This is a genomic window from Pseudomonas sp. DWP2-2 (genome assembly GCF_049897065.1).
In the GTDB taxonomy this organism is placed as follows: domain Bacteria; phylum Pseudomonadota; class Gammaproteobacteria; order Pseudomonadales; family Pseudomonadaceae; genus Aquipseudomonas; species Aquipseudomonas paracarnis.
In genome coordinates, this window is the sequence record NZ_JAFCVN010000001.1 from 897441 (window position 1) to 919193 (window position 21753).

The following is a 21753-nucleotide window of genomic DNA, read 5'->3' on the forward strand; positions in this document are numbered from 1 at the left end:
ACAGGGCCGGGCTACGCTCTATCCCCATCAGGAAGGGACGAGTACGGGAACCTGCACATGCCTCATTGGCTGATTATTGACCTTGAAGCCACAACGGATGACGGCGGCTGGCCCGTGACAGAGATGGAAGTCATCGAGATCGGCGCCAGCCTGGTCAACCGCCAGGGCCGCGAACTGGACCACTTCCAGCGCTTTGTGCGGCCCTTGCGCCGGCCATTGCTGACACCCTTTTGCCGCAAACTCACCCATATCACCCAGGCCAATATCGACATGGCCGCGCCGATCACCGAGGTGTGGCCGCTGTTCGAGCGCTGGCTGGGCCAACATCAGCCACGCCTGGAAGGCTGGGCCAGTTGGGGTGACTATGATCGCGTGCAGCTTGAGCTGGAGTGGCAGCGCCATGGCCTCGCTAGCGCCTTGGGCGACACCCCGCATGTGAACCTCAAGCAACGCTTTGCCAAGGCCCGGCGCCTGGACAAGCCGCTGGGGCTCAATGGTGCGCTGCAATTGGCCGGAATGCAGTTCAATGGCCAGCAGCATCGCGCCCTGGAGGATGCACGCAACACCGCACGCCTGCTGCCGCTGATATTGCCGGTCTAGGCAGCGTCCACAGCCTTGGGCATACTGGCCAGCCATTTTCCTTTGATGCTGCCCACCTGCACCAACGAAATCCTGTGGCGAGCAAGCTTGCTTGCGCTGGGGTGCGAAGCTCCCCCAAAAAACGGGGACTGCTACGCAGTCAACGGGAGCAAGCTCCCTCGCCACAGAAGCCCGCGCCTGCAGTGATGAGCGTAAGCATCCATCTTTTCCGAGGATTCACCCATGTTCAAAGTCAACGAGTACTTCGACGGCACCGTCAAGTCGATCGCTTTCGGCACCGCAGAAGGGCCGGCGACCATCGGCGTGATGGCTCCGGGTGAATACGAATTCGGCACCGCCCAACGTGAAATCATGCACGTGGTCTCCGGCGCCCTGACCGTGAAGCTGCCCGACAGCAGCGACTGGGAAACCTTCGCTGCCGGCAGCCAGTTCAACGTACCGGCCAACAGCAAGTTCCAGTTGAAGGTTGCGGTGGACACCGCCTACCTGTGTGAATACCGCGGCTAAGCGGTACCCGGCACACAAAAAGCCCGTCTCCCACGAGACGGGCTTTTTTATTCCAGCACCGTTACCGGCATGCCGACTTCCAGGCGCCCGATGCCATCGTTGACCAGGTTCTGGCCGAACATCGCGCCCTTTTCGGTCTGGCGGTAGGTTTGCAGCGTCGCGAAAGGCTCGCGGTCGGGGCTGCGCTCACCGGTCTGGGGGTCGACTGTGGTGAGGATGCACCGCGAGCACGGCTTGACCACCCGAAACTCCACGTCGCCGATGCGCAAGCGCTTCCAGCCGTCTTCGGCGAAAGCCTCGGCGCCCTCGATGACCAGGTTGGGACGAAAACGCAGCATCTGCATCGGGCGGCCGATCTTTTCACACAAGTCGTCGAGGGAGCCCTGGCCGATCAACAGCAACGGGTAGCCGTCAGCGAAGCCGACCTTGTCGTCATCCTTGCCATACCCGGCTTCGGTGGTGCGCGCACGTTCCAGGGGCAGTTGCACCAAGCGCGTCGGCTTGCCAATGAATGCACTGACCCAGGCCGCGGCCTCATCGCCAGCATCCGGCACACGCAGGGTGTCGCGCCAGATGGTCACACCACGCAGTTCGCTGGCGCTGCCCGGCAATGCCACATCCAATGGCGCGTAGCCCGGCGAACTCAGGGTCAGGCCCCCGCTGCTGTTCCACAACGCCGAGAGCTGGCTCATCTTCGCCACGGCCCGTTGCGTCAGGAACCGCCCGCTGGCTTCATCCACCAGCATCCAGCGTCGATCCCCGTCCAACCCGAGTTTATCCAGGCCAATCTGCTGCAAGGCTTCGGCCTTGCCGGACTTCAAGGGGTAACGGTACAACGCGCTGAGACGCAGCATGGGCCTGCCTTCCTAGGAAACAAAGTGTCATCCTAAAGTCAGGCGGGCATTTCGTCCAACATCAGTCGCTGGCGTACCACGTCCACCAGCTTGTCCGGCTGGAATTTGGAGAGGAAATTGTCGCAGCCGACCTTTTTGACCATCGAGTCATTGAAGCTGCCCGACAGCGAGGTGTGCATCACCACGTACAGACCACGCAGGCGCGGGTCGTTGCGGATTTCGGTAGTGAGACGGTAGCCATCCATCTCGGGCATTTCGGCGTCGGTGAAGATCATCAGCAGTTTGTCGGTCATCACCTGGCCGCTGTCGGCCCAAGCCTTGAGCATGTTCAGTGCCTTGAGACCGTCGCTGGCGACGTGCATCTTCACGCCCAACTGGCCCAGGGTGTCACGCAACTGCGACAACGCCACGTTGGAATCATCCACCAGAAGCACTTCGCGGCCACGGGCACGCTCCAGCACCGGGTCTTCAAGTTTGTCCCGGGAGACCTTGGCGTTGTAGGGCACGATCTCGGCGAGGACTTTTTCCACGTCGATGATTTCCACCAGTTGCTCATCGACCTTGCTGATGGCGGTGAGGTAGTGCTGGCGACCGGCGCTGGTCGGCGGCGGCAGGATGGCTTCCCAGTTCATGTTGACGATGCGGTCGACACCGCCCACCAGGAACGCCTGCACCGAGCGATTATATTCGGTGACGATAATGGTGCTGTTGGGGCCCGGCACCAAAGGACGCATGCCGATGGCCTGGGACAGATCGATCACCGGCAGGGTCTGGCCACGCAGGTTGACCACCCCACACACGAACGGGTGGCGCTGGGGCATCAGGGTCAGCTTGGGCAACTGCAGCACTTCCTGCACTTTGAACACGTTGATCGCGAACAACTGCCGTCCGAAGAGGCGGAACATGAGAATTTCCAGGCGATTCTCACCCACCAATTGCGTGCGTTGATCTACCGTGTCGAGAATGCCGGCCATTAAAAGCTCCTGGTGTACACGCCGCAGGCGCGTGAAAGGGTATGCAGCTGTATAAGCACGTTATCGGCGGCAAGCGCCGGACCTTGACCCCAATAAAATGCCATGTAAATCCATTGATGTCACACTGACATCATGCTTTACTGCTTGGGCCCTTGATGCTCTATCAAGCCGCCTTGCGCGACAGTCGAATTGACGTGCAGTTCCACCACATAGGGGATTCCCCTATACGCAATCAGGCCCAACCTGATATTCGCGATATCTAATAGCCATTAATGTGACGCCATTCTCATTGCATGAATGGAGTCAGGCTTTTGTTTGCCCACCCAAGCCCTTGGTCTACGGGCCTTTCAGGCACTCACGTATCGGCAACTGAAGTTGCGTCATCCCGCCTAACAGCGGTTAAAGGCGGCATTCGTGAGTTTTTCAATAAACGTCCTACTGGATTATCGGAAGCAACCTACACGCCCCAGTCGTATTTCAGCGCTAGTTTTAAGCCATTCACCCGGTGCGACATCTCATCACCCGACCTTAAGTTGTGGAGACTTGCATGATGAATAGCGCGAACGAATGGCAAACCGCGCTTCCCGAGTTTTTGCTGGAAGCCGAAATGCTGCTGGCCAAGTCCGAGGAATGCCTGAACCACCTGCATTTGATCCGCAATGACAGCGACGCCATCGACTGCATGAAAACCAGCTTGGCCAAACTGGCAGAAAAAGCCGATGGCCTGGCCTTGCAGGCGATCAGCGAGTTCTCCCGGCATATTCAATACCTGATCGCCAATGCCGTGAGCCCGGTGCAACTGCATGACCAGGCCCTGGAGGCGTTGCACGACTGCCTGAGGTTACTGGCTTGGCAACTGGAGCTGATTGACATCCGTACCGGGGAACTGGGCCTGGATGACAGTGAGCAAACTTCGCTGATTGCCACGGTGACCTCGCAGATTCCGCAAAAAGACTACGGCCATCAGCAGCGTCTACAGCAGAGGTCTTAAACCAAGGAGAGGTCGTATTTAATACCCGTGTTATCTAAAAGCGACCGTTTAAGCCAAAGATGAAACACTTCTAGAGACTGAAGAAATATCAATTAGCCAGCACCTTAAAATTGTACAAATCAGTCTAACTAATACAACTCAAGAGCGCTGGCCTGACCGTCAGGGCATTGACGTGGTTAATATATCGAGGGAGGAATATGCCAGGCGACCAACGGTAATAGTGGTGGTACCATGCCCCGCTCGAAATGAAGCAACTTCATTATGGATAACCACGATCCGGCACCGCACTCTCGACAGAGCCCAGTCAACCGCCGTGACCGGTCTTCGCGCAGTGAACCCTCATTGGCTCCATCCGCTATGTACGCCAGCCTCAAGTCACTCATCGCAAGGTTCGTGTCCCGCCGCCATGCGCGCCCCCTCATCCTTGCCCTGTGCCTGTGCTCACTGCTGGTCAGCCTGTGGGTTTACCTGCAAGGCGCGCCGCTGCCACTAGTGATTGTGTTGCTCAACCTGGTCACGTTGGCAGTGGTCGCCCTGCACCAGTGGCGCTCGCGCAAAGCCATCAAGTTCCAGCCCCAGGAGCTGGCCGACCGCCTGCTGCAAGTCCAGGAAAACGAACGCCACCGCCTCAGCCGCGAGCTGCACGATGACATCGGCCAACTGCTGACCGCCGCCAAGTTGCAGAGCGAATGGTTGCAGCGTCGACTGCCCCAAGACCTGCAAATTCATTGCTCGGTGCTGTGCAATACGCTCAATGAAACCCTGGCCAAGGTGCGCGACGTGTCCGCCATTCTCAACCCTCGCCAACTGGCAAGCCTGGGGCTGGAAGCCAGCCTGCGCGCGCACCTGCTCAAGGCCCTGGAAAATACCCAGGTGTGCTGGAGTCTGGAGTGCCAGCAACGCCTCACCGGCATTCCCGAAGAAATGGCCGTGGCGGCCTTTCGCATCACCCAGGAAGCGGTCACCAACATGCTGCGCCATGCGAAGGCACACAACCTGCTGGTGCGCCTGCAACGCTTGCCGGAAGGGCTGTCCCTGACGATATGCGATGACGGTCAGGGCTTCGCACCTGCCGCCGACCCCGGCAAGGAAGGCCAACGGGGCATGGCCGGCATGTGCGAACGGGCCCACCAGTTGGGCGGCACCGTGTCCGTCAGCAGCCAGCCGGGCAACGGCACACGCATCCACGCACTTTTCCCCTGGGCCCCCCGCGCCCTCGAACGGGCCAGTGCCCATAAGGTTCTCCGGTGACCTGCAACCTGCTCCTGGTCGATGACCATGCCTTGATCCGCGCCGGCGTGCGCGCGCTGATCCTGGATATCCCCGGCTACGCCGTCGTTGGCGAGGCCAGTGACGGCGCGCAACTGCTTGAGAAATTCTGCGCCCTGCAGCCCGACATTGTGCTGCTGGACCTGTCGATGAAACACACCGGGGGCCTGGATGCCTTGCAGCAACTCAAGCGCGCCTACCCCAAGTGCAAAGTGCTGATCCTGTCGATGCACACCGATCCCGAGATGATCATGCGCGCCCTGGAGTCTGGTGCCCACGGCTACCTGCTCAAGGACACCACCGCCAACGAGCTGGAACATGCCCTGCTGGCCCTGCGTAACAACGAACGCTACCTGAGCCCCGCCATCGCCCACACAGTGATCAACCAGGCGCTGATCCGTAGCCAGGCCCCCAGTGCGCCTGTCGCCCACAGCCACAGCCTGACGGCGCGGCAACTGGAAATCCTGCGCTTGATCGTGCGCGGCAAATCCACCCGGGAAATTGCCCACGGCCTGGGCCTGAGCATCAAGACTGTCGAAGCCCACCGCTCGCAGATCATGAAGCGCTTGCAGATTTTTGACGTGGCGGGCCTGGTGTTATTTGCCGTGCGTGAGCAGATCATCAGCCTGGACGACTAACGGCGAACCCAGCGGCAAGTGCACGCGCAGGGCCTTGGGCAGCGCCTCGAAGTGCAGGTCGTCGCCTTCCAGCGGCTCGCCGTCGAGGTTGATGTACAAGCCTTGTGCGACCTTGATCTTCACCCACGGCAAGCGTGCGCGCACGAACATGGTGTCCAGGCCCCAGCCGTTGTTCATCAACTCACGCAACGTGCCCACCACTTCCTGGGGCGCCGGCAGGATGCTGACATCCAACAGCCCGTCATCAGCCAATGCACCGGGGCACAGCACATGCCCGCCACCGGCCTGGCGACCGTTACCGATGCCCAGCGCGAGCAACTCGCCTTTCCAATGGAAATCCGGGCCTTCCAATTCACCGTAGGCGGCTTTCAATTCACTGAAGCGGGTTAAACCGGTAAACAGGTACGCGGCACCGCCCAGGACCTTCTTCAGGTCTTCGGACGTGTTGGCCGTGACCTGGCTGCCAAAACCACCGGTGGCCATGTTCAGGAAGATTTGCCCACCGACCTGGCCCAGGTCAATCGCCTTGGGCTGTACGTCCAGCAAGGCCAGGGCGCCTGCCGGCTCCAACGGCACGCCGGCGGCCTTGGCGAAATCATTGGCGGTGCCCAGGGGCATCAGCACCAGGCTGGCGTCGGTGTTGGCATGGGCCATGGCTTCGGCCACATCGCGCAAGGTGCCGTCGCCACCGCCGGCAATGATATGGGTGTACCCCTCGGCCAGGGCTTCATTGACCAGTCGCCGGGCATCGCCGCCCTCCCAGGTCACCCGCACCGCCAACTCCCCACCCTGCTCACGCCGCGACAGCACAGCAGCGCGCACATCCTCGTTGAGGGCTTGTTTGCCGTGGAGGATCAACAGGGCTTTGGGGGCGGTCATTTGGGAGAATCTCCTGGGTCAAGGTGCTTGAAGGATGTTGACCTTTGGGGAACAGGAAAAGTCTGTGGCTGGAGAAAATTGATTGAGGTATGCAGATCAAAATGTGGGCTGTCAGGCAGATAGATGTCGGCTGGCAGGCCGTCATCGCAGGCAAGCCAGCTCCCACAGTTGGATCGTTGGGCGCAAGGTAGAGAAGCGTCGGCTGCCAGGCCGCTATCGAGAATCAGCCCTTGTGCAACTTACTCATCAACTGCGCCTCAGCCTGGGTCAGCCCACACGACTGCGTCAGCTCATCCACCGTCGCCCCCATGCCGACCAGCTTGGCCGCCTGGGCAAACGACAGGTTCGACGGATCACGCTGCTCCAACTGCACCAACCTGTCGGGCAACGGCGCGAGAATCGCGCGCAGTTCATGCACTTCATCCCCCACCCGCACCGCACTTTGCTGGAAGTGATCAACACGCTTGACCAGTTCCAGAATGCGCCGGTCGCGCACCGCATCGCGCTCGGCCTGTTGCAAGGCCGACTCCCGCTGCTGGCGCATATAGCGCAGCACAAACGCCAAGGTCCCGGCCCACAACAGGGCCAGGACAATCACCGCTGCCTCAAGGAACAATCAGATGCTCTCCAGTTCCGACCATTCTTCTTCGCTCATCATCTTGTCCAGCTCAACCAGAATCAGCAGCTCGCCGTTCTTGTTGCACACGCCCTGGATGAACTTGGCCGACTCTTCGTTACCCACGTTCGGTGCGGTTTCCACTTCCGATTGGCGCAGGTAAACCACCTCGGCCACGCTGTCGACCAGGATGCCAACCACTTGCTTGTCGGCTTCGATGATCACGATACGGGTGTTGTCGCTGACTTCAACCGTGTCCAGGCCGAACCGCTGACGGGTGTCGATCACCGTCACCACGTTGCCGCGCAGGTTGATGATGCCCAGCACGTAGCTTGGCGCGCCTGGAACCGGGGCGATCTCGGTGTAGCGCAACACTTCCTGCACGCGCATCACGTTGATGCCGTAGGTTTCGTTGTCCAGCTTGAAGGTCACCCATTGCAGGATCGGATCATCCAAACCTTGTGCGGACGCTGACTTGTTCATTCATCTGACCCCTTCAAATGCCGCTATCGACGGCGTGTGTGCACGTAGGCCGCGCAACCGCACGGCCCTTATTGTTCAATCAACTGCGTTTGTTCTGTGGCATTGCCTTCACCGCACCGCTGGCGATCAACTCGGCCAGTTCGGCGACATCCAGCAACGCGCACATGTGTTCAATCACCGTGCCCGCCAGCCACGGCCGCTGGCCGCGGTGGCTGCGCCATTTGATTTCATTGGGGTCCAGGCGCAACGAGCGGCTGACTTGATGCACCGCCAGCCCCCACTCGTAGCCCTGCACCGAGATCACGTATTGCAGGCCCTGGCGAAAATCATCGCGGTAGCGGTCGGGCATCACCCAACGCGCCGTATCCAGCACCTTGAGGTTGCCGGCCTGGCTGGGCAGGATGCCGAGGAACCACTCCGGCTGCCCGAACAGCGGCGTCAGCTCCTGGCCTTCCAGGGAATAGATCGAGCCCAGGCACACCAGCGGCACCGCCAGGGTCAACCCGGCGACGTCGAACAGCAGGCACTCGAACGGCTCGGCAGCCCACGAGGGGCGACCGTCGCCCGTCACCGGTGGCGGCGTGATGCTGGGCGGCAAGTGCACGTCCACCAGCGGTTCAACCACCGGGGGCGCCACCACTGCCGGGGCGCTCGGCACCACCACGGGCGCCTCCACCCCCTGCGCATCCCGTGCCTGCTCTTCCATCACCGCCTGCTGGAATTCATCCAGCGGGCTTTCGGGTTCGACAGCAGGCTCAAGTACCAGAATCGGTTCTGGCAGTTCCTCGGCCGTCGCATCCTGCAGCAAGGCATCCAGGTAGGATTCCAGTGCCAGTTGCGGGCGGGTCTTGAATTCGACAGGACGGTTCATCACGCCACCTGCGCCACAAGTTGTTGCGACAGCAGGTGCTTGAGCAACGCACGGTAGGCCAGCACGCCACGGCTCTTGCCGTCGAACTGCGACGGTGTGAGCCCGGCACGGCTGGCGTCACGCAGGCGCGTGTCCACCGGGATGTAACCGTTCCAGATAGTGTCCGGGTAGGCATCGCGCAATACGCGCAAGGTGCCGAGGGACGCCTGGGTGCGACGGTCGAACAAGGTCGGCACGATGCTGAACGGCAGCGCCTGCTTGCGCGAACGGTTGATCATCGCCAGGGTGCTGACCATACGCTCCAGGCCCTTGACCGCCAGGTGCTCGGTCTGCACCGGGATCACCAATTGCTGGCTGGCCGCCAACGCGTTGACCATCAGCACGCCGAGCAACGGCGGGCTGTCAATGATCGCGTAATCGAAGTCCTGCCACAGCTGCGCCAGGGTCTTGGCGATCACCAGACCCAGGCCGCTCTGGCCTGGCGACTGGCGCTCCAGCGTGGCCAGGGCGGTGCTCGACGGCAGCAGGGAAATACTTTCGTTGCTGGTGGGCAACAGCAGTTGCCCAGGCAGATCCGCCGGCACGCTGCCCTTGTGCAAAAACAGGTCATAGCAGCTATGTTCCAGCGCATCCGGGTCGTAGCCGAAATAGCTGGTCATGGAACCGTGGGGGTCCAGGTCGACCACGACCACACGCTTGCCCGCTTCGGCCAGCAAACCGGCCAAGGCGATGGAAGTGGTGGTCTTGCCGACTCCACCCTTTTGATTGGCAACTGCCCAGACTCTCATTCGGTTGGTTCCTCCCGGCGGGCACAGGCGCGACCGAGACATTGCATACGGTTATTGAGCCAGCGACGGAGAATTGACGTTACTCGGTCGGACCGGCGGTTTGACAACGGGCGGTGCAGTTTGTGTGCCAGCACGCTTCAACGCCGCATCCGGGGTGGCATTGGCGGTACCGGTACCGGTCAGGCTGCGACGCACATCCAGGTTGCGCGAGACCACCAGCACCACCCGGCGGTTACGGGCACGGCCTTCCACCGTGGCGTTATTGGCCACCGGCTGGAATTCACCATAGCCCACCGACGCCAGGCGCTGGGGGTTCACGCCCTGCATGGCCAACATGCGCACGATGCTCGATGCGCGGGCCGAGGACAGTTCCCAGTTGGTCGGGTACTGCGCAGTGCTGATGGGGAAATTGTCGGTGAAGCCTTCCACGTGGATCGGGTTTTCAAACGGTTTGAGGATCGCCGCCACCTTGTCGATGATCGTGAACGCCTGGTCACTGGGCAACGCATCGGCACTGGCGAACAACAGACTGGAGTTCAGCTCGATCTCCACCCACAACTCATTGCCGCGCACGGTCATCTGGTTGGAGCTGATCAGGTCGCCAAAGGCGGCACTGATATCGTCGGCGATACTTTTGAGCGGGTCGCTGGTGCCTTGGATGCCGGCGGCGGTTTCATCACTGTCATTGACCAGGGGCTTGGCCGGGGTCACCGTCTTGGGCCGCTCTTCGCCGATGGGGATCGGCTTGAGCGCCCGCTCGGCATCGTTGAACACGCCGACCAGCGCCTGGGAAATGATCTTGTACTTGCCTTCGTTGATCGACGAGATCGAGTACATCACCACGAAAAACGCGAACAGCAAGGTGATGAAGTCCGCGTAGGACACCAGCCAGCGTTCGTGGTTGACGTGCTCTTCAGGCTCGCGACGGCGACGGCTCACAGGCAAATACCTCCCTGACCGCTATTGGCCGCTTTACTGTGGCGAGCGAGCTTGCTCGCGCTGGGGCGCGAAGCGGCCCCCATCCAGGCAACGCGTTTGTTCAGACAGATTGCGGTACCTGGTTTTGGGGCTGCTTCGCAGCCCAGCGCGAGCAAGCTCGCTCGCCACATAAAGCTCACTGGCCACAGGTCAATGTGCATACCCATCAATCCATGAAGCCCTGAAGCTTCAATTCGATGGAGCGCGGGTTTTCGCCCTCGGCAATCGACAGGATGCCTTCGAGCAACATTTCGCGATAACGCGACTGGCGCATGGCAATCGACTTGAGCTTGCTGGCCACCGGCAGCAACACCAGGTTGGCACTGGCCACGCCGTAGATGGTCGCGACAAATGCCACGGCAATGCCGCTGCCCAGTTGCGAAGGGTCAGCCAGGTTGCCCATCACGTGGATCAGGCCCATCACCGCGCCGATGATGCCAATGGTCGGCGCATAGCCGCCCATGCTTTCAAAGACTTTGGCCGCATTGATGTCACGGCTTTCCTGGGTGTAGAAATCCACTTCGAGGATGCTGCGGATCGCTTCCGGTTCGGCGCCATCGACCAACAGTTGCAGGCCTTTGCGCGCGTAGCTGTCAGGCTCGGCATCGGCCACGCCTTCCAGGCCCAGCAGGCCTTCCTTGCGGGCGGTGAGGCTCCAATTGACCACACGGTCGATACCGCCTGCCAGGTCGACCCGTGGCGGAAAAATGATCCACACCAGAATCTGCATGGCACGCTTGAATGAGCTCAGGGGCGACTGCAACAACGCCGCGCCCACGGTGCCACCGATCACGATCAGCGCTGCCGGGCCGTTGGCCAAGGCGCCGAGGTGGCCGCCTTCCAGGTAGTTGCCACCAATGATGGCGACAAACGCCATGGTGATGCCGATCAGGCTCAACACATCCATCAGAGGCAGGCCTCCACCAGGTGCTTGCCGATGTCGTCCAGGCTGTAGACCGCATCGGCCAGGTCAGCCTTGACGATGGCCATGGGCATGCCATAGATCACGCAACTGGCTTCATCCTGGGCCCAGATGGCGCTACCGCCCTGTTTGAGCAGGCGCGCACCTTCACGGCCATCGGCGCCCATACCGGTGAGCACCACCGCCAGAACTTTGTCGCCATAGGACTTGGCCGCCGAACCGAAGGTGATGTCCACACACGGCTTGTAGTTCAGGCGCTCATCGCCCGGCAGGATTTTGATCGCGCCACGCCCGTCCACCATCATCTGCTTGCCGCCCGGCGCCAGCAGTGCCAGGCCAGGACGCAGAACGTCGCCATCCTCGGCTTCCTTGACGGTGATACGGCACAGCTTGTCCAGGCGCTCGGCGAAGGCTTTGGTGAACGCCGCCGGCATGTGTTGCACCAGCACAATCGGCGCCGGGAAGTTGGCCGGCAGTTGAGTCAATACCCGCTGCAAGGCCACCGGGCCGCCAGTGGAGGTGCCGATGGCGACCAGTTTGTAAGCCTTGCGCTTGGGCGCGGGCGAATGCGCACTCGGCGCTGCGGCGGCACGTACCGGCGCTACCGCAGGCCGGGCCACGGGCGCAGGCGCCGGGCGCGCAAACGACGAGGTCGGCGCCGCTGCTGCGGGCGCAGGCGTGGCAGCTGGCGCGGGCGTGCTGAACAAGCTGCGACGGTTACTGCGGGAAATGCTGTGCACCTTCTCGCACAGCATCTGCTTGACCTTGTCAGGGTTGCGCGAGATGTCTTCGAAATTCTTCGGCAAAAAGTCCACCGCGCCGGCATCCAAAGCGTCGAGGGTCACCCGCGCGCCTTCGTGAGTCAGCGAGGAAAACATCAATACCGGTGTAGGGCAGCGTTGCATGATGTGGCGCACGGCCGTGATGCCATCCATCATCGGCATCTCGTAGTCCATGGTGATCACGTCCGGCTTCAAGGCAATGGCTTGATCGATCGCCTCTTTGCCGTTGGTGGCCGTGCCGACCACCTGGATCGTTGGATCAGCGGAAAGAATTTCCGAGACGCGGCGGCGGAAGAAACCCGAATCGTCCACCACCAGGACCTTGACTGCCATAAACACTCCGTTAGGCGGGGCGGGCATGACCGCCCTGCCCCACCAAAATCAAATACGCCGTGCGGCGTAACGCTTGAGCATGCTCGGAACATCGAGAATCAGTGCGATGCGACCGTCACCGGTAATGGTTGCGCCCGACATGCCTGGGGTTCCCTGCAGCATCTTGCCCAAAGGCTTGATCACCACTTCTTCCTGGCCCACCAGTTGGTCGACCACAAAGCCGATGCGCTGGGTGCCCACGGACAGAATCACCACATGGCCTTCGCGCTGTTCTTCATGGGCGGCCGAGGCCACCAGCCAGCGCTTGAGGTAGAACAGCGGCAACGCTTTGTCGCGCACGATCACCACTTCCTGGCCGTCCACCACGTTGGTGCGCGACAGGTCGAGGTGGAAGATCTCGTTGACGTTGACCAGCGGGAAGGCGAACGCCTGGTTGCCCAGCATCACCATCAGGGTCGGCATGATCGCCAGGGTCAACGGCACCTTGATGACGATCTTGGAGCCCTGGCCCTTGGTCGAGTAGATATTGATCGAGCCGTTGAGCTGGCTGATCTTGGTCTTCACCACGTCCATGCCCACGCCACGCCCGGACACGTCGGAGATCTCGGTCTTGGTCGAAAACCCCGGGGCAAAGATCAGGTTGTAGCACTCGGTATCGGTGAGGCGGTCGGCGGCGTCCTTGTCCATCACGCCGCGCTTGACCGCGATATTGCGCAAGATGGTCGGGTCCATGCCTTTGCCGTCATCGGTGATCGACAGCAGGATGTGGTCGCCCTCTTGCTCCGCCGCCAAAATCACTTTGCCGTTGCGGGACTTGCCCGCAGCTTCGCGTTCTTCCGGAGTTTCTACGCCGTGGTCGACCGCGTTGCGCACCAAGTGGACCAGCGGGTCGGCCAGGGCCTCGACGAGGTTTTTGTCGAGGTCGGTTTCTTCGCCCACCAGCTCCAGGTTGATTTCTTTCTTGAGCTGGCGCGCCAGGTCGCGAACCAGGCGCGGGAAACGGCCGAAGACTTTCTTGATCGGCTGCATCCGCGTTTTCATCACCGCGGTTTGCAGGTCGGCGGTGACCACGTCGAGGTTCGACACGGCCTTCTGCATGGCTTCGTCGCCACTGTTCAGGCCCAGGCGCACCAGGCGGTTACGCACCAGCACCAGTTCGCCCACCATGTTCATGATGTCGTCCAGGCGCGCGGTATCCACGCGCACGGTGGTTTCGGCTTCGCTGGCAGGTTTTTCCGCTGCCGCTGGGGCCGCTGCACGCGCAGGGGCCGGGGCGGCGGCAGGTGCTGGCTTGGCAGCCGGCGCAGGTTTGGCAGCAACCGGTGCCGCAGTGGCTGGTGCTGCAACCTGCGCGGCCGCGGCCGGGGCCACTTCGCTGAACTTGCCTTTGCCGTGCAACTCGTCGAGCAGGGCTTCGAATTCGTGATCGGAGATCAGCCCATCATCGGCAGGTGCTGCGCTGGCCGCTGGCGCAGCGGCGGCAGTGGCCGCCACCTCAGGCAGGGCTTCAGCCACAAAGGTGCCTTTGCCATGCAGTTGGTCGAGAAGTGCCTCGAACTCGTCGTCGGTGATGTCGGTGCTGGCGTTGGCAGCGGGTGCTTCTGGCGCAGCGGCAGGCGGGGCCACGGCATCTGCTGCGAACTGGCCTTTGCCGTGCAACTGGTCGAGCAACGACTCGAATTCGGCGTCGGTAATGTCTTCACTGCTCGGCGTCGCGGCAGGCTGCACCGGCGCTTCAGCCTCGGCCTTGACCGCGCTGAGGGAGTTGAGCAGTTGTTCGAACTCGCTGTCGGTCACGTCCGGCTCGGCTTGCGCCACCGGCTCCGGTGCGGCCTCGACCACCGGCGCAGCCGCGGTGTCGGCAGGTTCGGCCAGGCGCGCCAGGGCGGCCAGCAGTTCCGGCGTGGCGGCAGTGATCGGCGCACGTTCACGCACCTGGCTGAACATGCCGTTGACCGCATCCAGTGCTTCGAGAATCACGTCCATCAATTCCGAGTCGACGTGACGCTCACCCTTGCGCAGGATGTCGAAGACGTTCTCGGCGATGTGGCAGCACTCCACCAGCTCATGGAGCTGGAGGAAGCCGGCGCCCCCTTTTACAGTGTGAAAACCGCGAAAAATTGCATTGAGCAGGTTCGCATCATCCGGTCGGCTTTCCAGCTCGACCAGTTGTTCGGACAGTTGCTCTAGAATTTCGCCGGCCTCTACAAGGAAATCCTGAAGGATTTCTTCATCGGCGCCGAAGCTCATGTGGGTGCTCCTTAGAAGCCTAAACTGGATAACAGGTCATCTACGTCATCCTGACCTGACACAACGTCTTCACGTTTATCGGCATGAATCTGCGGACCTTCACCCTTGGCGAGATGTTTTTGTGGATCTTTTTCCGAGAGGATCGCTTCGCGGTCATGTTCGATGCCGGCAAAACGATCGACCTGGCCGGCCATCAGCACCAATTTGAGCAAGTTGCTTTCCACTTCGGTGACCAACTGGGTCACGCGCTTGATCACCTGACCGGTGAGGTCCTGGTAATCCTGGGCCAGCAGGATGTCGTTGAGGTTGCTGGCCACCGTGCGGTTTTCCTGTTCGCTGCGCGACAGGAACCCGTCGACGCGACGCGCCAATTCACGAAACTCTTCAGCGCCCACTTCGCGGCGCATGAAGCGGCCCCAGTCCTGGCTCAAGGCCTGGGCTTCGGTGGCCATGCCGTTGACCAGGGGCGTGGCGTTTTCCACCAGGTCCATGGTGCGGTTGGCCGCTGCCTCAGTCAGCCTGACCACATAGGACAGACGTTCAGTGGCATCAGTGATCTGGGAAATTTCTTCGGCCTGGGGCATGCGCGGGTCAATCTGGAAATTGACGATTGCGCTGTGCAGCTCGCGTGTGAGCTTGCCCACTTCCTGGTACAGGCCGCGGTCACGGGTCTGGTTAAGCTCATGGATCAACTGCACCGCATCGGCGAACTGGCCTTTTTCCAGGCTGTCGACCAACTGGTGAGCATGTTTTTTCAGGGTCGACTCAAAGTCGCCCTGTGACGTTTCGTTATGCTCCATAGCTCCCCCGCGATGGCATTAGCCGTGGATGCGTTCGAAGATTTTCTCGATCTTCTCTTTCAAGGCCAGTGCCGTGAATGGCTTGACCACGTAACCGTTGACCCCGGCTTGGGCGGCTTCGATGATCTGTTCGCGCTTGGCTTCGGCGGTCACCATCAGCACAGGCAGGCTGCGCAGTTTTTCATCGGCGCGCACATGGCGCAGCAGGTCGATACCGGTCATGCCCGGCATGTTCCAGTCGGTCACCAGAAAGTCGATGCTCCCGCTGTTGAGGATCGGAATGGCCGTCAGGCCGTCATCCGCCTCGACCGTGTTGGTGAACCCAAGGTCACGCAACAGGTTTTTTATGATCCGCCGCATCGTTGAGAAGTCATCAACGATGAGGATTTTCATGTTCTTGTCCAATTCGACCTCCAAGCAGTCTTAAACGCGCCCAGCACCTGGACGCGCCATTTCAATCAACAGGCGTTACACAAAAAGGACTGCCCAGGGCACCACGGCACATAGCCGCGAAACCTTGCGATCTCACGGCAGCGTCTGCAGTGCCCCCACACTGCCTGTCAGCGCGCGCGCCACTCGGCCAATCGGCCCCGCAAGCGGGCTGCGCACTGGCTATGCAACTGGCTGACACGCGATTCGCTGACCCCCAGGACCTCACCGATTTCCTTGAGGTTAAGCTCTTCGTCGTAGTACAGCGCCAGCACCAGCCGCTCACGCTCTGGCAAATTGGCGATTGCATCGGCCAACGCGCCCTGGAAGCGTTCATCTTCCAGGTCGCGCGACGGCTCCGTATGCGCGCTCGCGCCGTCCTCGTGCAGCCCTTCGTGTTCGCCGTCCTGTAAAAGGTCGTCGAAACTGAACAGGCGGCTGCCCAAGGTATCGTTCAAAATCCCGTAGTAATCGTCGAGACTCAATTGGAGTTCGGCCGCAACTTCATGATCTTTAGCGTCACGACCGGTTTTTGCTTCAATTGCACGAATTGCATCGCTGACCATGCGCGTATTGCGGTGTACCGAACGCGGCGCCCAATCGCCTTTACGCACTTCATCGAGCATCGCGCCACGGATACGGATACCCGCATACGTTTCGAAACTGGCACCCTTGCTGGCGTCGTATTTGGTCGAGACTTCAAGCAGGCCGATCATGCCGGCCTGGATCAAGTCTTCGACCTGCACACTCGCAGGCAGGCGCGCCAACAGGTGATAGGCAATGCGCTTGACCAACGGCGCATAGCGCTCGATCAATTCGCCCTGGCTGTCACGTGCCGACTTTTTGTAAAGGTTGTAGCCGCTGGATGTCATAGCACCGGTCCTGCGCTCGTCTGATGCACCAAACGCTCGACGAAAAACTCCAGATGCCCCCGCGGGTTGGCGGGCAACGGCCAGGTATCGACCTTCTGGGCAATGGCCTTGAACGCCAGTGCGCATTTCGAACGAGGGAACGCTTCGTAGACCGCACGCTGCTTTTGCACGGCCTTGCGCACACACTCGTCATAGGGAACTGCGCCGACGTATTGTAAGGCCACATCGAGGAAGCGATCCGTGACCTTGGTCAACTTGGCGAACAGGTTGCGCCCTTCCTGCGGGCTCTGGGCCATGTTGGCCAACACGCGAAAGCGGTTCATGCCGTAGTCACGGTTAAGCAGTTTGATCAGCGCGTAGGCATCGGTGATCGAGGTGGGCTCGTCGCACACCACCAACAGCACTTCCTGCGCTGCGCGTACAAAGCTGACCACCGACTCGCCGATCCCGGCGGCGGTGTCGATCACCAGCACGTCGAGGTTGTCGCCGATGTCGCTGAACGCCTGGATCAGCCCGGCATGCTGCGCGGGGCTCAGGTGCACCATGCTCTGGGTGCCCGAGGCCGCCGGCACGATGCGAATGCCTCCGGGGCCCTGGAGCAGCACGTCGCGCAGCTCACAACGGCCTTCGATCACATCGGCCAGGGTATGTTTGGGTGTCAGCCCCAGCAGAACGTCCACGTTCGCCAAGCCCAGGTCAGCATCCAGCAGCATGACGCGACGGCCAAGCTCTGCCAGGGCCAGGGACAAATTCACTGACACGTTAGTTTTCCCGACGCCACCTTTGCCGCCGGTCACCGCGATCACCTGTACGGGATGCATGCTGCCCATTTTATTTCTTTACCTTGTCTTGCTTAGACGCAGGCTACATGGCTTGGCCGCGTGAATCGCTTGCAGACCATCGATGTAGGTACATTTCACGGTGTTCATCCTGCCTCAACCCACCCGTTTAGCCGGGTGGTGGTAAAGGTCGGCGAACATATCGGCCATCGCTTCCTCGCTAGGCTCGTCTTGCATTTGCACACTCACGGCACGGCTGACCAACTGATGACGGCGCGGCAGATGCAGATCATCCGGGATCCGCGGCCCGTCGGTGAGGTAGGCAACCGGTAATTCATGGCTGATGGCCAGGCTCAACACCTCGCCCAGGCTCGCGGTTTCATCGAGCTTGGTGAGGATGCAACCGGCCAGGCCGCAACGCTTGTAACTGTGATAAGCAGCGGTAAGAACCTGTTTCTGGCTGGTGGTTGCAAGCACCAGGTAATTTTTTGACTTGATGCCTCGCCCGGCCAGGCTTTCGAGCTGCATGCGCAGCGCCGGATCACTGGCTTGCAGGCCGGCGGTATCGATCAGCACCACGCGCTTGCGCAGCAACGGGTCGAGGGCATTGGCCAGGGACTGGCCCGGGTCGACATGGGTTACCGGCACGTTGAGGATGCGGCCCAGGGTCTTGAGCTGCTCCTGAGCGCCGATACGGTAACTGTCCATGCTCACCAGGGCGATATTCTGCGCGCCATATTTAAGCACGTAACGGGCCGCAAGCTTTGCCAGGGTGGTGGTCTTGCCCATGCCGGCGGGGCCGACCATGGCGATTACACCGCCCTCTTCCAGGGGTTCGATTTCCGGCGTGGCAATCATGCGCGCCAAGTGCGCCAGCAGCATGCGCCAGGCCTGGCGCGGCTCCTCGACTTCAGCGGTCAAGGCCAGCAGGTCGCGGGACAACGGGCCGGACAGGCCGATGCGTTGCAGGCGACGCCAGAGGTTGGCTTGCTGCGGCTTGCTGCCTTGCAGTTGGGTCCAGGCCAGCGAGCCGAGCTGCACTTCGAGCAATTCACGCAGGCCGTTGAGTTCAAAACGCATCGAGTCAATCACGCGCTGGTCAACTGCGGCAGCCGGGGCAGGCGCTGCAGGACGCGGCGGTTCGACAAAGGTGGGTTCAACCAGCGGCTCGGCGGCGGTCAGCGGCAGGCCGGCAAACAGCTGGCGATTGGTGCTGGCATCGCTGTCGCCACGCATGCTCAGTTCAGCCTGGGCCGACACAATGCGCGAGGCGGTCTTGCGCAGCTCGTCTTCGAGCTCCATGTTTGGCACGCGCGGGGCCAGCGCCTGGGGCGTGTAATCCAGGGCAGCCGTCAGCTCGACACCGCCGGCAATCCGACGGTTACCGATAATCGCGGCATCGGCGCCCAGCTCATCACGGACCAGTTTCATGGCCTGACGCATATCGGCGGCGAAAAAACGCTTAACTTGCATAACCCACTACCTCAGCCATTGGGCCCAACTGTCGCGACAATAGTCACTTGCTTATTGTCAGGAATTTCCTGGTAAGCCAACACGTGCAAATTCGGTACGGCCAGGCGTCCGAACCGCGACAACATCGCGCGAACCGGGCCGGCCACCAGCAGGATCACCGGGTTGCCCTGCATTTCCTGGCGCTGTGCGGCGTCGATCAACGAACGCTGCAGCTTTTCAGCCATGCTTGGCTCCAGTAAAACGCCCTCTTCCTGGCCTTGCCCTGCCTTCTGAATACTATTGAGCAATATTTGTTCCAACCTGGGCTCCAGGGTGATCACAGGCAGCTCCGACTCAGTCCCTACAATGCTTTGCACGATTGCGCGGGACACGCCGACACGCACCGCCGCCACCAGAGCGGCAGTATCTTGACTCTTGGCGGCATTGTTGGCGATGGCCTCGGCAATGCTGCGAATGTCGCGCACGGGCACCTGTTCGGCCAACAGCGCTTGCAACACCTTGAGCAACTGCGACAGTGACAGCACGCCAGGCACCAGCTCTTCGGCCAGTTTTGGCGACGATTTGGCCAGCAAGCCCATCAATTGCTGGACTTCCTCGTGGCCGATCAACTCGTGGGAGTGCTTGTAGAGAATCTGGTTGAGGTGCGTGGCGACCACGGTGCTGGCATCCACCACGGTGTAACCGAGGGACTGCGCCTGGCTGCGCTGGCTGACTTCGATCCACACCGCTTCCAGGCCGAAAGCCGGATCTTTGGCGGTAATGCCGTTGAGGGTACCGAACACTTGGCCGGGGTTGATCGCCAGTTCGCGGTCCGGGTAGATCTCGGCTTCGGCCAGGATTACCCCCATCAGGGTCAGGCGATAAGCGCTGGGGGCCAGGTCGAGGTTGTCACGGATATGCACCGTGGGCATCAAGAAACCCAGGTCCTGGGACAGCTTCTTGCGCACACCCTTGATCCGCGCCAGCAGTTGCCCACCCTGGTTGCGGTCGACCAGCGGGATCAGGCGGTAACCGACTTCCAGGCCGATCATGTCGATGGGCGTGACGTCGTCCCAGCCCAATTCCTTGGTTTCCTGGGCGCGGGCCGGGGATGGCAGCAGCTCCTGCTGACGGGCGATTTCCTGTTGGGCCTGGACCTTGACCTGGTTCTGCTTTTTCCAGAACAGGTACGCCGCACCACCCGCCAAGGCCGCCATGCTCAGGAACGAGAAGTGCGGCATGCCCGGCACAATGCCCATGATCGCCATGATGCCCGCCGCCACGGCCAGGGCCTTGGGCGAAGCGAACATCTGCCGACTGATCTGCTTGCCCATATCTTCGGAGCCCGAAGCACGGGTAACCATGATGGCCGCCGCTGTGGATAACAACAGTGATGGCAATTGCGCCACTAAACCGTCACCGATGGTCAGCAAGGCATACACCTTGCCGGCATCGCCGAATGTCATGCCGTGCTGAAACATACCGACGGCCACACCGCCGATCAGGTTGATGAACAGAATCAACAGGCCGGCGATGGCGTCGCCGCGCACAAACTTGCTGGCACCGTCCATGGAGCCGTAGAACTCGGCTTCCTGGGCGACTTCCGCCCGACGGGCCTTGGCTTGGCCCTGGTCGATCAGGCCGGCGTTGAGGTCGGCGTCGATGGCCATCTGCTTGCCGGGCATGGCGTCGAGGGTAAACCGCGCGCTCACCTCGGAAATCCGCCCGGCGCCCTTGGTCACCACGACGAAGTTGATGATCATCAGGATCGCGAACACCACGATACCGACCACGTAGTTACCGCCGATGACCACCTCACCGAAGGCCTGGATTACCTTGCCGGCGGCGGCGTGGCCGTCCTGGCCGTGGAGCATCACCACCCGCGTGGAAGCGACGTTCAATGCCAGACGCAGCAGGGTCGCCACCAGCAGAATCGTCGGGAACACCGCGAAATCCAGTGGTCGCAAAGCGTACACGCACACCAGCAACACAACGACGGACAGGGCAATGTTGAAGGTAAAGAACACGTCGAGCAGGAACGGCGGCATCGGCAACATCATCATTGCCAGCATCACCAGCAACAACAACGGCACACCCAGATTGCCCCGCGACAGGTCAGTCAGGGTGCCACGGGCCGTGTTGAGCATTTGAGAGCGATCTACCACCGGTATTCCTCGGGTCCTTGAAGCAAAGTTTTGACGCTGGAGGGCGACTTGGAGGCGGGGTTGCAAGAAGCCTTCCAACTTTGCTTTCGGGGCCGATTTTCGAGTGGTAACCGATTCAAGTGTGGGAGCTGGCTTGCCTGCGATGCGGTGTGTCAGGCGCACGACTTGAGCACTCTGCAAGGGTGACGCAGAGCGTCACGCGATGCGTTCCTCACGCGGGATCGTGGGAACGATCAAGAGGCTTGATACCTGAGGCTAGAACAATAACGCGGTTCCCTCGATCATTCCCACGCTCTGCGTGGGAATGCCGCCTGGGACGCTCCGCGTCCCGAGCCAGGCGCACGACTTGAGCACTCTGCAAGGGTGACGCAGAGCGTCACGCGATGCGCTCCCCACGCGGGAGCGTGGGAATGCCGCCTGGGACGCTCCGCGTCCCGAGCCAGGCGCACGACTTGAGCACTCTGCAAGGGTGACGCAGAGCGTCACGCGATGCGCTCCCCACGCGGGAGCGTGGGAATGCC

At 61.3% G+C, this 21753-nt stretch carries 22 protein-coding genes; 5 read left to right on the top strand and 17 right to left on the bottom strand.

The features are described from left to right. The first annotated feature begins 57 nt into the window (after positions 1 to 57). Both ACP7CZ_RS03895 and ACP7CZ_RS03900 read left to right on the top strand, forming a co-directional pair. Positions 58 to 600: an exonuclease domain-containing protein gene (locus ACP7CZ_RS03895; protein ID WP_019818536.1), complete on the top strand. Its 543-nt coding sequence runs from the start codon at positions 58 to 60 to the stop codon at positions 598 to 600. A gap of 222 nt (positions 601 to 822) precedes the next feature. Beyond that, on the top strand, positions 823 to 1107 hold the full coding sequence (locus ACP7CZ_RS03900; protein WP_003226701.1) for a pyrimidine/purine nucleoside phosphorylase: 285 nt from the start codon (positions 823 to 825) through the stop codon (positions 1105 to 1107). A gap of 47 nt (positions 1108 to 1154) precedes the next feature. Here ACP7CZ_RS03900 and ACP7CZ_RS03905 read toward each other — a convergent pair whose 3' ends face one another. Next, positions 1155 to 1961, bottom strand: a complete 807-nt coding sequence (locus ACP7CZ_RS03905) for an MOSC domain-containing protein (RefSeq protein WP_054920414.1) — start codon at positions 1959 to 1961, stop codon at positions 1155 to 1157. 38 nt (positions 1962 to 1999) lie between these two features. Further along, positions 2000 to 2935 (bottom strand): chemotaxis protein CheV, encoded by a 936-nt coding sequence (locus ACP7CZ_RS03910; protein ID WP_034126805.1) that lies wholly within the window; start codon positions 2933 to 2935, stop codon positions 2000 to 2002. Positions 2936 to 3482: 547 nt separating this feature from the next. On the opposite strand from ACP7CZ_RS03910, the gene ACP7CZ_RS03915 reads away from it, so the two are divergent. The 3 genes from ACP7CZ_RS03915 (at position 3483) to ACP7CZ_RS03925 (ending at position 5833) form a co-directional block, all read left to right on the top strand. Further along, entirely contained in the window at positions 3483 to 3926 is a 444-nt protein-coding gene (locus tag ACP7CZ_RS03915; protein ID WP_169918712.1) for a hypothetical protein, read from the top strand. Positions 3927 to 4283: 357 nt separating this feature from the next. Beyond that, positions 4284 to 5177, top strand: a complete 894-nt coding sequence (locus tag ACP7CZ_RS03920; protein ID WP_034126804.1) for a sensor histidine kinase — start codon at positions 4284 to 4286, stop codon at positions 5175 to 5177. After that, positions 5174 to 5833: a response regulator transcription factor gene (locus tag ACP7CZ_RS03925; RefSeq protein ID WP_054920408.1), complete on the top strand. Its 660-nt coding sequence runs from the start codon at positions 5174 to 5176 to the stop codon at positions 5831 to 5833. Before ACP7CZ_RS03920 ends, ACP7CZ_RS03925 begins: the two co-directional genes overlap by 4 nt. On the opposite strand, the gene yegS is transcribed toward ACP7CZ_RS03925, so the two are convergent. The 15 genes from yegS to flhA all read right to left on the bottom strand — a co-directional run bounded on the left by yegS (position 5792) and on the right by flhA (position 21214). Next, positions 5792 to 6712, bottom strand: coding sequence for a lipid kinase YegS (gene yegS / locus ACP7CZ_RS03930; RefSeq protein WP_072448056.1), 921 nt, complete (start codon positions 6710 to 6712; stop codon positions 5792 to 5794). The two genes, ACP7CZ_RS03925 and yegS, sit on opposite strands and share 42 nt — an antisense overlap. A 223-nt stretch (positions 6713 to 6935) precedes the next feature. Beyond that, positions 6936 to 7328, bottom strand: coding sequence for a DUF2802 domain-containing protein (locus ACP7CZ_RS03935; protein ID WP_054896355.1), 393 nt, complete (start codon positions 7326 to 7328; stop codon positions 6936 to 6938). Further along, entirely contained in the window at positions 7329 to 7811 is a 483-nt protein-coding gene (locus ACP7CZ_RS03940) for a chemotaxis protein CheW (protein WP_003192896.1), read from the bottom strand. Positions 7812 to 7890: 79 nt separating this feature from the next. Further along, the gene (locus ACP7CZ_RS03945) at positions 7891 to 8682 is read right to left on the bottom strand and encodes a CheW domain-containing protein (protein ID WP_032902451.1); all 792 of its coding nucleotides are present in this window, start codon (positions 8680 to 8682) and stop codon (positions 7891 to 7893) included. After that, positions 8682 to 9470 carry a ParA family protein gene (locus ACP7CZ_RS03950; RefSeq protein ID WP_014719332.1) on the bottom strand — a complete coding sequence of 263 codons (789 nt, stop codon included), beginning with the start codon at positions 9468 to 9470 and terminating at the stop codon, positions 8682 to 8684. The genes ACP7CZ_RS03945 and ACP7CZ_RS03950 overlap by 1 nt, the downstream gene beginning before the upstream one ends. Positions 9471 to 9521: 51 nt before the next feature. After that, the gene (gene motD / locus ACP7CZ_RS03955; RefSeq protein ID WP_060764480.1) at positions 9522 to 10409 is read right to left on the bottom strand and encodes a flagellar motor protein MotD; all 888 of its coding nucleotides are present in this window, start codon (positions 10407 to 10409) and stop codon (positions 9522 to 9524) included. A 205-nt stretch (positions 10410 to 10614) separates the two neighbouring features. After that, positions 10615 to 11355, bottom strand: coding sequence for a flagellar motor protein (locus ACP7CZ_RS03960; RefSeq protein ID WP_003192902.1), 741 nt, complete (start codon positions 11353 to 11355; stop codon positions 10615 to 10617). Next, the gene (locus tag ACP7CZ_RS03965; RefSeq protein WP_054920397.1) at positions 11355 to 12485 is read right to left on the bottom strand and encodes a protein-glutamate methylesterase/protein-glutamine glutaminase; all 1131 of its coding nucleotides are present in this window, start codon (positions 12483 to 12485) and stop codon (positions 11355 to 11357) included. Before ACP7CZ_RS03965 ends, ACP7CZ_RS03960 begins: the two co-directional genes overlap by 1 nt. A gap of 48 nt (positions 12486 to 12533) precedes the next feature. Next, positions 12534 to 14735, bottom strand: a complete 2202-nt coding sequence (locus ACP7CZ_RS03970) for a chemotaxis protein CheA (protein ID WP_072448066.1) — start codon at positions 14733 to 14735, stop codon at positions 12534 to 12536. An 11-nt stretch (positions 14736 to 14746) separates the two neighbouring features. Beyond that, positions 14747 to 15535 carry a protein phosphatase CheZ gene (locus ACP7CZ_RS03975; protein WP_003192906.1) on the bottom strand — a complete coding sequence of 263 codons (789 nt, stop codon included), beginning with the start codon at positions 15533 to 15535 and terminating at the stop codon, positions 14747 to 14749. Positions 15536 to 15553: 18 nt separating this feature from the next. Further along, the gene (locus tag ACP7CZ_RS03980; protein WP_003192908.1) at positions 15554 to 15928 is read right to left on the bottom strand and encodes a chemotaxis response regulator CheY; all 375 of its coding nucleotides are present in this window, start codon (positions 15926 to 15928) and stop codon (positions 15554 to 15556) included. A 167-nt stretch (positions 15929 to 16095) separates the two neighbouring features. Then, positions 16096 to 16836: an RNA polymerase sigma factor FliA gene (gene fliA / locus ACP7CZ_RS03985; protein WP_003192909.1), complete on the bottom strand. Its 741-nt coding sequence runs from the start codon at positions 16834 to 16836 to the stop codon at positions 16096 to 16098. Beyond that, the gene (gene fleN / locus ACP7CZ_RS03990) at positions 16833 to 17666 is read right to left on the bottom strand and encodes a flagellar synthesis regulator FleN (protein ID WP_003192912.1); all 834 of its coding nucleotides are present in this window, start codon (positions 17664 to 17666) and stop codon (positions 16833 to 16835) included. The genes fliA and fleN overlap by 4 nt, the downstream gene beginning before the upstream one ends. A gap of 105 nt (positions 17667 to 17771) precedes the next feature. Next, a complete protein-coding gene (flhF, locus tag ACP7CZ_RS03995; RefSeq protein WP_003192914.1) occupies positions 17772 to 19088 on the bottom strand; it encodes a flagellar biosynthesis protein FlhF in 1317 nt (438 codons plus the stop codon). Between the two features lie 11 nt (positions 19089 to 19099). After that, complete coding sequence (gene flhA, locus ACP7CZ_RS04000) at positions 19100 to 21214, bottom strand: flagellar biosynthesis protein FlhA (protein WP_034126796.1); 2115 nt, start codon at positions 21212 to 21214, stop codon at positions 19100 to 19102. Positions 21215 to 21753: the final 539 nt, after the last annotated feature.